The sequence below is a fragment of the Paraburkholderia sp. RL17-373-BIF-A genome (assembly GCF_046030175.1).
Lineage (GTDB): Bacteria > Pseudomonadota > Gammaproteobacteria > Burkholderiales > Burkholderiaceae > Paraburkholderia.
In genome coordinates, this window is sequence record NZ_JARESO010000008.1 from 122063 (window position 1) to 135951 (window position 13889).

At 62.1% G+C, this 13889-nt stretch carries 15 protein-coding genes and 1 tRNA gene; 4 read left to right on the forward strand and 12 right to left on the reverse strand.

From position 1 onward, the window contains the following. The first annotated feature begins 106 nt into the window (after window positions 1–106). Both coaD and P0D80_RS12495 read left to right on the forward strand, forming a co-directional pair. A complete protein-coding gene (coaD, locus tag P0D80_RS12490) occupies window positions 107–622 on the forward strand; it encodes a pantetheine-phosphate adenylyltransferase (RefSeq protein WP_012431643.1) in 516 nt (171 codons plus the stop codon). Window positions 623–685: 63 nt separating this feature from the next. Beyond that, window positions 686–943, forward strand: a complete 258-nt coding sequence (locus P0D80_RS12495; protein WP_012431644.1) for a YfhL family 4Fe-4S dicluster ferredoxin — start codon at window positions 686–688, stop codon at window positions 941–943. 70 nt (window positions 944–1013) lie between these two features. On the opposite strand, the gene hisC is transcribed toward P0D80_RS12495, so the two are convergent. The 8 genes from hisC to P0D80_RS12535 form a co-directional block, all read right to left on the reverse strand. Beyond that, window positions 1014–2093, reverse strand: coding sequence for a histidinol-phosphate transaminase (gene hisC, locus P0D80_RS12500; protein WP_408284176.1), 1080 nt, complete (start codon window positions 2091–2093; stop codon window positions 1014–1016). 106 nt (window positions 2094–2199) lie between these two features. Then, window positions 2200–2802 (reverse strand): aminoacyl-tRNA hydrolase, encoded by a 603-nt coding sequence (gene pth / locus P0D80_RS12505; RefSeq protein WP_132376126.1) that lies wholly within the window; start codon window positions 2800–2802, stop codon window positions 2200–2202. Window positions 2803–2952: 150 nt separating this feature from the next. Beyond that, entirely contained in the window at window positions 2953–3576 is a 624-nt protein-coding gene (locus P0D80_RS12510) for a 50S ribosomal protein L25/general stress protein Ctc (RefSeq protein WP_132376125.1), read from the reverse strand. A gap of 163 nt (window positions 3577–3739) precedes the next feature. Then, complete coding sequence (locus P0D80_RS12515) at window positions 3740–4696, reverse strand: ribose-phosphate pyrophosphokinase (RefSeq protein WP_025597839.1); 957 nt, start codon at window positions 4694–4696, stop codon at window positions 3740–3742. A gap of 45 nt (window positions 4697–4741) precedes the next feature. Further along, window positions 4742–4818: transfer RNA gene (locus tag P0D80_RS12520), tRNA-Gln, on the reverse strand. A gap of 52 nt (window positions 4819–4870) precedes the next feature. Then, complete coding sequence (gene ispE / locus P0D80_RS12525) at window positions 4871–5752, reverse strand: 4-(cytidine 5'-diphospho)-2-C-methyl-D-erythritol kinase (protein ID WP_408284180.1); 882 nt, start codon at window positions 5750–5752, stop codon at window positions 4871–4873. Between the two features lie 79 nt (window positions 5753–5831). Then, a complete protein-coding gene (gene lolB / locus P0D80_RS12530) occupies window positions 5832–6464 on the reverse strand; it encodes a lipoprotein insertase outer membrane protein LolB (protein ID WP_132376123.1) in 633 nt (210 codons plus the stop codon). Continuing rightward, window positions 6464–8305, reverse strand: a complete 1842-nt coding sequence (locus P0D80_RS12535; RefSeq protein WP_408284183.1) for a tetratricopeptide repeat protein — start codon at window positions 8303–8305, stop codon at window positions 6464–6466. The genes lolB and P0D80_RS12535 overlap by 1 nt, the downstream gene beginning before the upstream one ends. An 87-nt stretch (window positions 8306–8392) precedes the next feature. On the opposite strand from P0D80_RS12535, the gene mutM reads away from it, so the two are divergent. After that, window positions 8393–9223, forward strand: coding sequence for a bifunctional DNA-formamidopyrimidine glycosylase/DNA-(apurinic or apyrimidinic site) lyase (mutM, locus tag P0D80_RS12540; protein ID WP_012431652.1), 831 nt, complete (start codon window positions 8393–8395; stop codon window positions 9221–9223). Window positions 9224–9230: 7 nt separating this feature from the next. Then, complete coding sequence (mutY, locus tag P0D80_RS12545) at window positions 9231–10358, forward strand: A/G-specific adenine glycosylase (protein ID WP_408284186.1); 1128 nt, start codon at window positions 9231–9233, stop codon at window positions 10356–10358. A gap of 26 nt (window positions 10359–10384) precedes the next feature. Here the strand turns inward: mutY and P0D80_RS12550 are convergent, their stop codons facing one another. From P0D80_RS12550 to P0D80_RS12565, 4 genes are all read right to left on the reverse strand, one after another. Beyond that, on the reverse strand, window positions 10385–11017 hold the full coding sequence (locus tag P0D80_RS12550; RefSeq protein WP_408178279.1) for an LON peptidase substrate-binding domain-containing protein: 633 nt from the start codon (window positions 11015–11017) through the stop codon (window positions 10385–10387). A gap of 39 nt (window positions 11018–11056) precedes the next feature. Continuing rightward, window positions 11057–11950 (reverse strand): RNase adapter RapZ, encoded by an 894-nt coding sequence (rapZ, locus tag P0D80_RS12555; RefSeq protein WP_132376119.1) that lies wholly within the window; start codon window positions 11948–11950, stop codon window positions 11057–11059. Window positions 11951–12047: 97 nt separating this feature from the next. Then, window positions 12048–13016, reverse strand: a complete 969-nt coding sequence (gene hprK / locus P0D80_RS12560; RefSeq protein ID WP_012431656.1) for an HPr(Ser) kinase/phosphatase — start codon at window positions 13014–13016, stop codon at window positions 12048–12050. Window positions 13017–13143: 127 nt separating this feature from the next. Continuing rightward, a complete protein-coding gene (locus P0D80_RS12565; protein WP_132376118.1) occupies window positions 13144–13659 on the reverse strand; it encodes a PTS sugar transporter subunit IIA in 516 nt (171 codons plus the stop codon). Window positions 13660–13889: the final 230 nt, after the last annotated feature.

The window sequence follows — 13889 nt, forward strand, 5'->3', positions numbered from 1 at the left end:
TTCCAAAACAAGCGCCGGGCGGTTTGCCGTCACGGGCGCGGTCGGTGCCAAATGCGTCGCGTGGACGCTTTGACGTGCCCCTTTGTCTGAAGAGAGGAGAAGTCTCATGGTAGTCGCCGTGTACCCGGGCACGTTCGACCCGCTGACGCGCGGTCACGAAGACCTCGTTCGGCGCGCGTCGAGCATTTTCGACACGCTGGTGGTCGGCGTTGCCGACAGCCGCAACAAGAAGCCGTTTTTCACCCTCGAAGAGCGCCTCGACATCGCTCACGAAGTGCTCGGGCACTACCCGAACGTTCAGGTGATGAGCTTCAAGGGGCTGCTGAAGGATTTCGTGCGCACCAATAACGCGCGGGTGATCGTGCGCGGGCTGCGCGCCGTATCGGACTTCGAATATGAGTTCCAGATGGCCGGCATGAATCGCTATTTGCTGCCCGACGTCGAAACCATGTTCATGACGCCGTCCGATCAATACCAGTTCATCTCCGGCACGATCGTGCGTGAAATCGCGCAACTCGGCGGCGATGTCAGCAAGTTCGTGTTCCCGTCGGTCGAAAAATGGCTGACCGAAAAGGTCGCCGCGATGGATCCGGCTAGCGGCGCGTCGGCGGGACAGCCGTAACCGGCGTAAACTGTCGGTTTGACGGATCAAAGCTGGCTGCGGCCGGCGTGAAGTGAGAGAAGTATGGCCTTGATGATTACCGACGAGTGCATCAATTGCGACGTGTGCGAGCCCGAGTGCCCGAACGACGCAATTTCGATGGGCCCGGAAATCTACGTGATCGACCCGAAGAAATGTACCGAGTGTGTCGGGCATTTCGACGAGCCGCAGTGTATTCAGGTGTGTCCGGTCGAGTGCATTCCACGCGACCCGGACCATCTGGAGACGCCCGATGGCTTGATGGCGAAGTACCACGCGCTGCAGGCTGCGAAGGGCGCGTGAAGTACGGAGTCTAAAAAACGGCGAGGCTTTTGGCCTCGCCGTTTTTTTGGCGGCAACGCTTTGCGCCGTGCTATCCGACGTATGCGCTGAAGATCTCGCGCAATGCGTCCAGCAGAATGTCGCATTCGGCGTCGGTGCCGACCGAGATGCGCAGATGCTGGTCGATGCGCGGCGCCTTGAAATGGCGCACGAAAATCTCCTTTTCCCTCAGTCGCAGCACGAGCGTTGCGGCGTCGTAGCCTTCGTGACGAGCGAACAGCAGATTTGCCGCCGACGGCACCACCTCGAAGCCCAGCGCCGTCAACCCCGCGGCCAGTCGCTCGCGGCTTGCAATGACCTTGGCGCGGGTGTCGCGAAACCACGCGTCGTCTTCGTATGCCGCCGTGGCCGCGACTTGCGCCAGGCGGTCCAGCGGATAGGAGTTGAAACTGTCCTTCACGCGGTTCAGCGCGCCGATCAATTCCGGGTTGCCGAACGCAAAGCCGATGCGCATTCCCGCCAGAGAACGGGATTTCGACACAGTCTGAACGACCAGCAGATTCGGATAGCGGTCGATCAGACCGATAGCCGATTCGGCGCCGAAATCCACGTAGGCCTCGTCGATCACCACCACGGAATCGGGATTGCTCGCCACCAGGCGCTCGATATCGGCGAGCGGCAGCGGACGTCCGGTCGGCGCGTTCGGGTTCGGAAACAGGATGCCGCCATTCGGCGACACGTAATCGTCGACGTTGATCGCAAAGCTGTCATCGAGCGGGATGGTCCGGTAGTCGACTTCGAAAAGTCGCGCATACGTCGGGTAGAAGCTGTAGGTGATGTCCGGGAACAGCAACGGTTTGTCGTGCTTGAGCAATGCCTGGAACGTGAGCGCGAGCACTTCGTCCGAGCCGTTGCCCGCGAACACCTGTTCAGCGCGGATGCCGTGGTACGCGGCAACCGTTTCGCGGAGCTTTTGCGCGGTCGGATCAGGATAGCGCCGCAGCGATTCGGCGGCGTCGCCCAGTTCCTGCCGGATCGCCTCGAGTACGCGCGGCGACGGCGGATACGGATTCTCGTTGGTATTCAGCTTCACCGGATGCGCGACCGCGGGCTGTTCGCCCGGCACATATGGCGTCAGACGGTGAACGATGTCACTCCAATAGCGGCTCAAGCGATTCTCCTGTGTTGACCGGAGTTTGCGCTTTAGCGCTTAGTCCGGTCCCATGCAACATAGTTGCGCGAAGACGGTACAGCGAATATCGATTCCAGCGGGCATTCTACGGATTGCGATGCAGTTGCATCATCGCGCGTTCCAACTCGCCCTTGATGATTTGCGGCATGACGGCGAGCCCGCGCTCGATCGACGCATCGATCACGTCCTGCTCTTCGCGCCGCGGCGGCTTCAGCACGTAATTGGCGACGTCGGGCTTGGCGCCGGCGCGCGCACTTTCGGGAATCAGGTCTCGCGGATGGCCAATGCCAATCCGCAGCCGCCAATACTGTTGCGACGACAAATGCGCGGTGATGTCCTTGAGCCCGTTGTGGCCGCCGCTGCCGCCACCGAGCTTCAGCTTGACGCTGCCGGGCGGCATGTCGAGTTCGTCGTGCGCGACCAGGATTTCGTCGGGGAGAATCTTGAAGAACTGCGCGACCGCCACGACCGATTGGCCCGAACGGTTCATATACGTCTGCGGTTCCAGCAGATGCACTTCTTCGCCGTGAAGCCGTGCTTTGGCATAGAAGCCGTGGAAACGCCGCTCGTCGCGCAGCGTCGCGCCTGCTTCGCGCGCCAGTTGATCGACCAGCCAGAAGCCGGCGTTGTGGCGCGTCGCGGTGTATTCGGCGCCCGGATTGCCGAGGCCGACGATCAGCTTGATCATGATTGCGTAGGTCCATCTGGCTCAGCAGCCGAACGCAGCCGAGCCGAAAAAAACCGAAAAAAAACCCGCCGGGGCGAACCTCGGCGGGTCACGTCGACCGTTTCATTGAAACGGATCGAGAGGATTTCTTGCTCTTCGCGTGAGGCGCCCTTAAGCAGCCGGCGTTTCGCCTTCGCCTTCAGCAGCGGCGGCTTCGCCTTCAGCGATTGCGCCAGCCGGGATCGTTGCAGCTGCGACCACCGGGTTTTCTGCTTCGACGTGAGCAACCAGCGACACACCTGCCGGCAGCTTGATGTCCTTGGCGTGAACCGAGTGACCCGCTTCGATCGTCGCCAGATCAACTTCGAGGAATTCCGGCAGTGCCGACGGCAGGCACTCGATTTCGATTTCGTTGATAACGTGCGAGATCACCGCGCTCGACAGCTTCACTGCCGGGTTCGATTCCTGGTTCATGAAGTGCAGCGGCACCTTGGTGTGCAGCTTCTTCTTCGCGTCGACACGTTGGAAGTCCACGTGCAGCACGAGCTGACGGAACGGGTGGTATTGCACGTCGCGCAGCAGAACTTGTTGCGACTTGCCTGCCACTTCCAGATCGAGGATCGACGAGTGGAAAACTTCTTTCTTCAGCGCGTGCCACAGCGCGTTGTGGTCCAGTTCGACCAATTGCGTTTCAGCACCAGCGCCATATACGATGCCCGGGGTCTTGCCCGAGTTACGCAGGCGGCGGCTCGCACCCGTACCTTGCAAAGAACGCTCGAAAGCGACTACTTTCATTTTGAATCTCCAATGCACTGCCCGCGACCAGGCAGTAAAAACGGGGCCTCCAAGCCAGATGGCTGAGGCCCCAGAGCTGCGGCACGAACCTTCGTTCGTTCATGCCGATTGTGCAAAAGCGCAGCGTACCGCATGGTGCGGCGCGCTGCGCCTTCGCAAATACTTAACTTTCAGCGAACAGCGACATCACCGAATCGCCGCGGCGAATCCGCGAGAACGTTTCGGCAAGCAGGCCGGCGCTGGTCAAAGAACGGATCTTCGCGCACGAGCGGGCTTCGTCGCCGAGCGGGATCGTGTCCGTCACAACGAGTTCGTCGAGTGCGGAAGCGGCGATACGCTCGCCTGCGCCACCTGACAGAACCGGGTGCGTAGCGTAAGCGAACACCTGCTTCGCGCCGCGTTCCTTCAAAACTTGTGCTGCCTTGCAGAGCGTGCCGGCGGTGTCGACCATGTCGTCCATGATCACGCAGGTACGGCCTTCGACTTCACCGATGATGTTCATCACTTCGGCAACGTTCGCCTTCGGGCGGCGTTTGTCGATGATCGCGAGATCGCAATTCAGTTGCTTGGCCAATGCCCGCGCGCGCACCACGCCGCCGACGTCCGGCGAAACGACCAGCAGGTTCTCGTAGTTCTGCTTGCGCAGATCGCCGAGCAGCACGGGCGTCGCGTAGATGTTGTCGACCGGAATGTCGAAGAAGCCTTGAATCTGGTCGGCGTGCAGATCCATCGTAATGATCCGCTCGACGCCGGCGATTTCCAGCATGTTCGCCACGATCTTCGCCGAGATGGCGACGCGCGCGGAACGCGGGCGACGATCTTGACGGGCATAACCGAAGTAGGGGATGGCTGCTGTGATCCGGCCGGCGGATGCGCGCTTGAGCGCATCGACCATGATCATCAGTTCCATCAGATTGTCGTTCGCCGGTGCGCACGTGGACTGCAGGACGAAGACATCCTTGCCACGCACGTTTTCCTGAATCTCGACCTGGATTTCACCGTCCGAGAAACGGCTAACCATTGCTTTGCCGAGGGGAATACCGAGGATTTTGACGACTTCCTGTGCAAGCGCGGGATTTGCGTTGCCAGTAAAAACCATCAGGCCGTCATGGCTGCTCATCGTGCACCTACTTCAGGCTGGGGGCGAGGGAAATGCGAGAAATTTTGGCAGGGGAGAAAGGATTCGAACCTTTGCATGCCGGAATCAAAATCCGGTGCCTTAACCAGCTTGGCGACTCCCCTACACTAACTCTGAGCTTCGTCGAACGTGGAGTTTCGTTCGACGATGCAAAACTTATGACGCGAAAGTAAAGAGTGGATGTTGATCGAGACTTGCGGCCACTGCGCTGTTCCATTCGGCTGGCAGTTTGGCTTGCACCGCTTCTGCTTCAGCTTTACTACGGAACGCTGCAAAAACACTTGCACCTGATCCAGACATCCGCGCTGGCGCGATGTTTTCAAACCATCGCAACACTTGCGCTACTTCCGCGTATTTCCCTACGACAACCTGCTGCATGTCATTCCGGCCGAAGCTTTCTGGCCATTCAATGTTGCAGCTAAGTTCTGCAGGAAAGTCCGTAATTGTGAGGGGTTTTGAATCTCTTGTCAACGCTTTTTCAGAAAAAATCGCTGCAGTCGGAACATGAACCCTCGGCGTCACTACTAGGAAATGGCGCGGCGGCAATTGTACAACGTCTAGTGCTTCTCCGACACCCTGCGCAAACGCATTTTTTCCAAACACAAAAAATGGCACATCCGCGCCGAGTTTCAATGCCAGCGCCTGCAATTCGAGGCGCGGCAAGTTGAGCTTCCACAGACGGTTCAGTGCGAGCAGTGTCGTCGCTGCATCGGAACTGCCGCCGCCGAGGCCCGCGCCCATCGGCAGACGCTTGTCGATTTCGATATCGACGCCTTCAGGCGAGCCCGTATGCGTTTTGAGCAGCGTCGCGGCGCGCACGGTCAGGTCATGTTCCGGCGGCACGTTGGCGATCTCGGTGCTGCGCGTGATGAGCCCGTCGTTGCGTCGCGTGAAGTGCAGCGTGTCGCCCCAGTCGAGCAACTGGAAGACCGTTTGGAGCGTGTGATAGCCATCCGGCCGACGGCCGGTAATGTGCAGGAAGAGGTTGAGTTTCGCTGGCGCGAGGCAATCGCGCAGCGAATCGGTCGTTTCAATCATGAGTCGAGGCTACATGCGCCACATGGCGTCAAAGAAGCGGCAAGGTCGCGCGCGAAAAAGGTGCGTGAAGCGGCGCGGGTTACTGATCCAGCACGAGCTTGATGTCGAGCGGTGGATCCGAGCGGGTCAGGTTGATGCGCTTCACGCCGGTGGCCGGCGCGTCGGCATAAGCCAGATAGTCGATCGTCCAGCCGTCCTGCGTGATTTGCTTCAGCCGCGACGGTTGCTCCGGATCCTTCTCGGTCTTGGCGCGCGAGGTGGGCGCCGGCGACGGTTGCAGCCAATAGCGCAGCCCTTCGACCGGCAGCGCGAAGCCGAGCGCATTCTGCATCAGCGTGGAGACGTTATCCGCGGTGAGCGGCTGGCGATTCGGCAGTTCCAGCGTGGCCGAAGCTGGCGACGACGTCACCACTGCCAGCGTCTGGCCGAGCGGATTGCGCAACTGCAGGGTCACGGTGTCGCCGGTTTCCTGCCACGTGAAGTTGCCGTAAGCGTTGCGCTGCTGGCCGTTCTGATCGTTGTACTGGACCGCGAAGCGGCCCTGGTAAGCACGGCTCGTTTGCGCGGTGACGGAGGTCGCGGCATTCGACGTGGACGGACCCTGCGGTTTGACTGACGCACAACCGGCCAATACGACGACCGCTGCCGCTGCGAACCCGAGCGCCGCGCCACGCGGCGCCCGGGGAAAGAAAATCAGACGGGAAAGACGCATCAAAGATCGTTCACCTGAAGACGTTGGAGCGTTTTGACAAGCGTGTCGTTGTCCGGTTCGAGCTTTCGCGCATCGCGGAAAGCAGCGCGTGCCTGATCCTGATTGCCGGTTTTCCACAGCACTTCGCCGAGGTGCGCGCCGATTTCGGCGTTCGGCTGCATGTCGTACGCTTTGCGCAGCAGCTTGATCGCGTCCGATGTATCGCCCATCCGGTATTTGACCCAGCCGACGCTGTCCATGATGAACGCGTCGTTCGGCGCCAACGAGGATGCCTTCTCGACCAGCTTGTCCGCTTCGGCGAGGCGCTGATTGCGATCAGCCAGCGAGTAGCCGAGCGCGTTATACGCTTGCGGATTGTCGGGCTGCGTCTGGATCAGCTTGCGCAACTGCGCTTCCATGACGTCGTAATGGCCGGTTTTTTCAGCGGACATCGCGTAGTCGTAGGTCAGATCGGGGTCGTCGGGGAATTGCGCCGTGGCTTGCTGCAGACGTGTTTCCGCCTCCGGGTAGCGCTTCGCGTCGAACAGGATCGCCGCGTCGGTGCGGGCGATCAGCGCCTGGTCGCGCGGGTCCGACGCGGGCAGGTTAGCCAGCAGCTTGCGCGCGTCATCGGTCTTGCCCTGCTTGGCGAGCAATTGCGCGCGCGTGATCTGCGCCGGCACATATTGCTGGCTCGACGGCGAGATCTTGTTCAGCCAATCGCTCGCGGCCGCTTCGTTCTTCTGTTCGAGCGACAATTGCGCAAGGTAGATATACGCCTGGCCCGGATCGGCGCCCGGCGTTTTTTCCGCTTGCTGGGCGTACTGAGTCAGGTACGTTTGCGCGTCGTTGAAATTCTTCTGCTGGATCTTGATCAACGCGAGCGCCATGAGCGGCGTCAGTTCGTTCGCGTTGTTCTTATGCATGATCTCGAACTGCTTCTGCGCGTCGTCCAGACGGTCGCTCGCGAGATACATCTGCGCGAGCGCGAGACGCGCGTCATGCGATTTCGGATTCTGCTGCACGTACTTTTCGAGCGAGGCGATGCCTTCCTTGCGCTCTTCCGGGCCCATTTGCGACAGCATCAGCGCCGCCGGCAAATAGTCGGGCTTGAGCGTGAGCGCCTGTTCGAGCGACTTGCGCGCGCCCGGCGCGTCGTCCGACACGAGCTGCTGGCGTGCGATCGCCAGTTGCGCTTCGGGCCGGTTCATGTCGTTCTTGAGCAGATCCTGCAGCACGTGCAGGCCGCCGATCCGGTTCGGGCCGCGCGACAGCAGCAGTTGCAGTGCCAGAATCGCGCTGCCGCGATTGTCGGCGGGCACCCGTGCGAGTTCGCGGGCGAGGATCGGCGAAGCGTCGTCAGGTTTGCCGGACAGCACGAGCAGCGACGCGTCGAGTTGCGCGGCGCGTTCCGAGTTGGGCGCATACTGCTGCCACAATTGCGCGGCGGCCAAAGCGTCCGACGGGCTCTGCGCGGCCAGCGCGATCTCGGTGGCGCGCTGCGCCATGCGGGGATCATGCGTGTCGCGCGCGAGGGCGAGGTAGGTCTGATAGGCGGGCGCCGGCTGGTCGCGCTGCAGCGCGACTTCGGCGGCGAGCACCTGGAATACGATCTGGCTCGTCAGCGGCACGCCGGGCAGGGACTTCTGGTCTTCCGCCGAGGCCGGGCCGAGCGGATCCGGCAGGGTGACCGAAGTGTCATCCGAGTCCGGCGATGGGTCCTGCGCGTGGGCGGGCACGGCAGCCAGCGCCCAGACGGCGAGCGCCGCCGCACCGAGCATCCGGCGAGCGGACACGGCGTGCGGTACGCGGAATGCGCTAGCCGGGCGCTTCAAAAACAGCTTCACGAAGGACAAGTTCATGGAAATCCGTTCAATGTTTCGGACGATTGTAACGCGCTCGCTACAATACGCGCACAACCACTCACGCAAGTTGCAGACCAGTTAGACATGCCAGAGTTGCCAGAAGTTGAGGTTACCCGACGGGGAATCGAACCGTATGTGTCCGGGCGCAAGGTTGAACGCGTCGATGTGCGCACGCCCGCATTGCGCTGGCCGATTCCGGCCGACCTTGCGAAAACCTTGCGCGGCCACGTCGTGCGCAAGGTCGAGCGGCGCGGCAAGTATCTATTGTTCGAGATCGACGCGGGCTGGTTCATCGTGCATCTTGGCATGACTGGGACGCTACGGGTGCTGCGCCATGTGCCGCATCCGCCGGCCGCGGCGAAACACGATCACATCGACTGGATTTTCGACGAGTTCATTTTGCGTTATCGCGACCCGCGGCGCTTCGGCGCGGTGCTGTGGCACCCGCGCGAAGCCGGCGACGTGCTCGAGCACCCCTTGCTCGCGAGCCTCGGCGTCGAACCGTTTTCGCCCGCGTTCTCCGGCGCGCTGATGCACCGGCTCACGCGCGGGCGCAAAGTCTCGGTGAAGCAGGCGCTGCTGGCCGGTGAAATCGTGGTCGGCGTGGGCAATATCTACGCGTCGGAGAGCCTGTTTCGTGCAGGCATCCGGCCGACCACCGCGGCGGGGCGCGTCTCGCTCGTGCGCTACGAGTTGCTGGCGGACGCTGTGCGCGTGACGCTCGCCGCCGCCATCGAGAAGGGTGGCAGCACGCTGCGCGATTTCGTCGGCAGCAACGGCGAAAGCGGTTACTTCCAGCTCGACTATTTCGTCTATGATCGCGCCGGGCTGCCATGCCGTGTGTGTGGAACGCCGATCAAACAGATCGTGCAGGGGCAGCGTTCAACGTATTTCTGTCCCACCTGTCAGCGCTAAATCCCCAATGCCTTCTCGCTTAACTCCGCGTTCAACCCCGTCCGCCGCGCCTCGAGCGCCTGCTTTTCCGGTCATGTCTGATTTTTCCACGCGTCTGATCGCGTGGCAGCGTCAGCATGGCCGGCATGATTTGCCGTGGCAGAACACGCGCGATCCGTACCGCATCTGGTTGTCGGAAATCATGCTGCAGCAGACGCAGGTGTCGACGGTGATTCCGTATTACGCGAAATTTCTCGCGCGTTTTCCGACCGTTGCCGCGCTCGCCGCCGCGCCGTCTGACGACGTGATGGCGTTGTGGGCCGGCCTTGGCTACTACACGCGTGCCCGCAATCTGCATCGCTGCGCGCAGGTCGTGGTCGAGCAGCATGGCGGCGGGTTTCCGGCATCGGTCGAGGATCTGGCGGAGTTGCCGGGCATCGGCCGTTCGACGGCGGCGGCGATCGCGTCTTTCGCGTTCGGCGCGCGCGCGACGATTCTCGACGGCAACGTGAAGCGCGTGCTGGCGCGCGTGTTCGGCGTGGAAGGTTTCCCGGGCGAAAAGAAAGTCGAAAACGCGATGTGGACGCTGGCGGAGTCGCTGCTTCCGTCGAACGCATCGGACGCCGAAGTCAGCGCGTACACGCAAGGCTTGATGGATCTCGGCGCGACGCTGTGCGTGCGCGGCAAGCCCGACTGCCTGCGCTGCCCGTTCGCCGCCGACTGCGTCGCCAACGTGACGGGACGCCAGCGGTTGCTACCCACGGCGCGTCCGAAGAAGACCGTGCCGACGCGCCGTACGTGGATGCTGGTGCTGCGCGATGGCAACGCGGTGATGCTGGAGAAGCGCCCGCCGTCCGGTATCTGGGGCGGCTTATGGAGCCTGCCCGAAGCCGCCGATGAAGCCGCGCTCGCCGACCGCGCGCGCGCTTTCGGTGGCGACGGTGCGGTCTCGCCGCTTGCGCCGCTCACGCATGTGTTCACGCATTTCAAACTGGACATCGAGCCGCGGCTCGCGGAGCTGGATCGAGGCGTGGGCGCCTTGGCTGCGCTGGGCGACGCCGACACTGCGTGGGTCGCGCTCAGCGATCTCGATTCGTTCGGTGTGCCTGCGCCGGTACGCAAGCTGCTAGACAGTTTGCAGGGCTCGCTGATCTGATCAATCCGGCGGCCACGCGGCCGCCGTCACAGCAGTTGATGCTGCTGCATGTAGTGATGAACCACGTCGATCCGCGCGCCGGCGTCCAGTAACTCCATCAGTTTCTGGCGAGCACGCAGCGCAATCGGCAGCACTTCGGCAAGACGGTTCGATACCCATGACGGATCTTCGAGCCTGAACGGTTCCGCGAACGGCAGGCTTTCCGGATCGCGCTCGCGGATCGTCGCGATGATCCGTTCGAGCACCTCCGCGCATGCGCCGAACTTGGCCAACTGCTCGTTGCCTTCGAGCGGCATATCCTCGCCGAGCGGCTCCGCCATGCCGACCAGCAAACCACTCGACTCGACGCGATGCGACAGCAGACGAAAACGCCGCGTGCCGCGTGCGCGAATCAGCAGCATGCCGAAGGCTTCGACATCGCACTCGTCGATTTCAGCTAGACAGCCGATTGCTTCGGGCACCGAAGGCTCTTCTTCGCGCGCCACTTCCGCACCGCTTTTCAGCAGGCACACGCCGAACGGCGTTTTTTCGCGCAGACAGTCGCGCGCCATGTCGAGGTAGCGCGCTTCGAAAATCTTCAGCGGCAGCAGTCCATCGGGAAACAGCACCGTATGCAGCGGAAACAGCGGCACATCGGCAAGCACAGTAGAAGAAGACATGGCGCAACGCTTCGAGTTGAGGCCGCGCGATGCGGCCGGTTAAGCCACTAACTTCGATGATTCGCCGGCTTCGACCGGCGCATCGCGATGCCGCACAATGACATTCGCCGACGATGCGAGACGCGCGGCGAGCGTCTCCGCAATGAACACTGAACGGTGCTGGCCTCCCGTGCAACCGATAGCGACGGTCAGATAACTGCGGTTGTCGTCGCGGAAATGCGGGAGCCACTTGGCGAGAAAGTTCTCGATGTCGTCGATCATTTCATGCACGACCGGCAGTGCATCGAGAAAATCGATCACCGGTTTGTCGAGGCCCGTGAGCGGCCGCAATTCATGATCGTAGTACGGGTTCGGCAAGGTGCGGACGTCGAACACGAAATCCGCGTCGAGCGGCACACCGCGCTTGAAACCGAACGACTCGAACATCAGCACGAGTCCCGAATCTTTCTGCTCGATGAAACGCTTGACCCATGCGCGCAGCACGTTCGCGCGCAGATTGCTGGTGTCGATCTGATGGCCGAATTCGGCCAGGCCCGCCACGAGTTCACGTTCGCGTTCGATCGCTTCGGCGAGCGAGGTGAGCAGGCCGACGTCGGCGTCGTGCGAAGTGGAACCCGAGAGCGGATGGCGGCGACGCGTTTCGGAGAAGCGTTGAATCAGCGACTGCGTGCTCGCGTTCAGGAACAGCACACGCACGTCGTGGGCGCGCGACAGGTCGCGGATCATGGCGGGCATTTCGTCGAGCGAGGCGCTCGAGCGCGCGTCGATAGCGACCGCGAGACGGTCTTGCCCGTCTTCGGCGAGATAGGAGGCCAGTTGCGGCAGGAAACGCGGCGGCAGATTGTCGACGCAGTAATAGCCTGCGTCTTCAAGCGCGTTCAGGGCAACTGATTTGCCGGAGCCGGATATACCGGTGATCAGGATTATGCGCATGGAGTCGTCAAAACCGTACATTTCATCATAGCATCTGGTCTCCGTGCGTGTACCCGCGGCCTGTCGCCGGCTGCGGGCACCGCATTGTCTTGCGGGCTCAGATCAGTTTGCCGGGAAACTGGCTGTCGGGGTCTTGCATCGCCAGGCGCTGGCGATCCATGAAGTCGCGCAGCGTGTCGATGCCGCGCAGTTGCAGGATCGTGTTGCGCACGGCGGCTTCGACCAGCACGGCGAGATTTCGGCCGGCAGCCACCTGAATCGTGACCTTGCTGATCGGCAGGCCGAGCACGTCGACGGTCTGGCTTTCCAGCGGCAGCCGCTGGAATTCGCCATCGGGACGGCGGACCAGTTGCACGATCAGCTTGAGCTTCATTTTCCGGCGCACCGCGGTTTCACCGAAAATCGTCTTGATATCGAGCAGGCCCAGGCCGCGCACTTCCAGCAGGTTTTGCAGCAGCGGCGGACAACGCCCTTCGACGAAGTCAGGACCGAGGCGCACGAAGTCCACCGCGTCGTCGGCGACGAGCCCGTGGCCGCGGCTGATCAATTCCAGCCCGAGTTCACTCTTGCCGAGGCCCGAGTCGCCGGTGAGCAGCACGCCCATGCCGAGGATGTCGAGAAACACGCCGTGCAGCGTGGCGCGCGGCGCCAGAATGCGCGACATGTAGAGGCGCAGGCTGTCGATCACCGCGGCGGCGGACATCGGCGTGGTGAATAGCGGTGTGGACGAGCGCGTGCAGCGCAGGACCAGTTCCGGCGGCGCGGCGACGCCGCCCGCCACCACCAGAAACGGCGGTTCCAACGCGATTAGCTCGGCCATGTGGCGCGAGCGGTCTTCGTCGGTTTGGCGCTTGTAGTAGTCGATTTCGGCGTCGCCGAGCACCTGGATCCGGTTGGGGTGGATCAGGTTCAAGTGGCCGACGAGGTCGGCGCTCGACGTGGCATTGGCGACCGATTCCGAAGAAAAGCCGCGCTCCCAGCCTTCATGCCCCGTCAGCCAGCTGAGCTTCAGCATGGCGGCGTTGTCGTCGAAAATGCTTTGGGCGTTGATGCTGGACGTATCCATGAGTCAGTGACTCCAGTGTGGGCCGCTTGCCGGACAAAGCAACGGCCGCGCTAGCGCGGGCCGCTTACCTTGCCAGGCTGTATCCGCACGTGGGCGGATCACCGGCGTGCGGATAACCGCCGATGCATCAAGGTTGCCACTGAGTGAGCAGGCGATGCAATGATTCGCGGTCTTCTTCCGTATGCAGGCGCTCGCGGGCTTCGCGATCGGACAGCAACTGGGCGATTTCCGAAAGGATTTCGAGGTGTTGTTGAGTGGCCTGTTCGGGCACGAGCAGGAAGATGAGCAGCGAGACCGGCTGACCGTCGGGCGATTCGAAGGGGATGGGTTCGGCAAGACGGACGAACGCGGCGAGCGGCTGCTTCAAGCCTTTGATCCGGCCATGCGGAATCGCCACGCCTTCACCAAGGCCAGTCGATCCGAGGCGCTCGCGCGCGAACAGATTGTCAGTGACCGTGCTACGGGCGATGCCGTTCTGGTTCTCGAAGATCAGGCCCGCTTGCTCGAACACGCGTTTCTTGCTGGTGACCGATAGTCCGACGACGACGTTCTCGAGGGGAAGAAATTTGGCTAAACGATTCATGTTGACAGGCGGAAACGTGGCCTGGGTTCTCCTCGCTGGGGCGTTTGAGTGGCGTTCCATTCGTTTGATGCTCGCGGCGACGTGCGTTGGAGTCCGAAAGCGCAGGACTCCGGTCGACCGATTTCCGCTTGAGCTTACCTGACCCCGATGGTAACCGGAACATTATAGAACAGGGTAGCCACGGATGGTGCGGCGCGCCATCAATGCGTATTGAGTTCATTTGAAGCGCCGGCACTTGCTGCGACGCCGCGCGAGAAGCGGTGTCCGGAAACAAAAAACCGCCCGGTTCC

Bases quoted from the DNA above. Each gene is read 5' to 3' on its own strand.
- coaD (WP_012431643.1), top strand. From the start codon at position 107: ATGGTAGTCGCCGTGTACCCGGGCACGTTCGACCCGCTGACGCGCGGT.
- P0D80_RS12495 (WP_012431644.1), top strand. From the start codon at position 686: ATGGCCTTGATGATTACCGACGAGTGCATCAATTGCGACGTGTGCGAG.
- pth (WP_132376126.1), bottom strand. From the start codon at position 2,802: ATGATCAAGCTGATCGTCGGCCTCGGCAATCCGGGCGCCGAATACACC.
- P0D80_RS12510 (WP_132376125.1), bottom strand. From the start codon at position 3,576: ATGAAAGTAGTCGCTTTCGAGCGTTCTTTGCAAGGTACGGGTGCGAGC.
- P0D80_RS12515 (WP_025597839.1), bottom strand. From the start codon at position 4,696: ATGAGCAGCCATGACGGCCTGATGGTTTTTACTGGCAACGCAAATCCC.
- ispE (WP_408284180.1), bottom strand. From the start codon at position 5,752: ATGATTGAAACGACCGATTCGCTGCGCGATTGCCTCGCGCCAGCGAAA.
- lolB (WP_132376123.1), bottom strand. From the start codon at position 6,464: ATGCGTCTTTCCCGTCTGATTTTCTTTCCCCGGGCGCCGCGTGGCGCG.
- P0D80_RS12535 (WP_408284183.1), bottom strand. From the start codon at position 8,305: ATGAACTTGTCCTTCGTGAAGCTGTTTTTGAAGCGCCCGGCTAGCGCA.
- mutM (WP_012431652.1), top strand. From the start codon at position 8,393: ATGCCAGAGTTGCCAGAAGTTGAGGTTACCCGACGGGGAATCGAACCG.
- mutY (WP_408284186.1), top strand. From the start codon at position 9,231: ATGCCTTCTCGCTTAACTCCGCGTTCAACCCCGTCCGCCGCGCCTCGA.
- P0D80_RS12550 (WP_408178279.1), bottom strand. From the start codon at position 11,017: ATGTCTTCTTCTACTGTGCTTGCCGATGTGCCGCTGTTTCCGCTGCAT.
- rapZ (WP_132376119.1), bottom strand. From the start codon at position 11,950: ATGCGCATAATCCTGATCACCGGTATATCCGGCTCCGGCAAATCAGTT.
- hprK (WP_012431656.1), bottom strand. From the start codon at position 13,016: ATGGATACGTCCAGCATCAACGCCCAAAGCATTTTCGACGACAACGCC.
- P0D80_RS12565 (WP_132376118.1), bottom strand. From the start codon at position 13,659: ATGGAACGCCACTCAAACGCCCCAGCGAGGAGAACCCAGGCCACGTTT.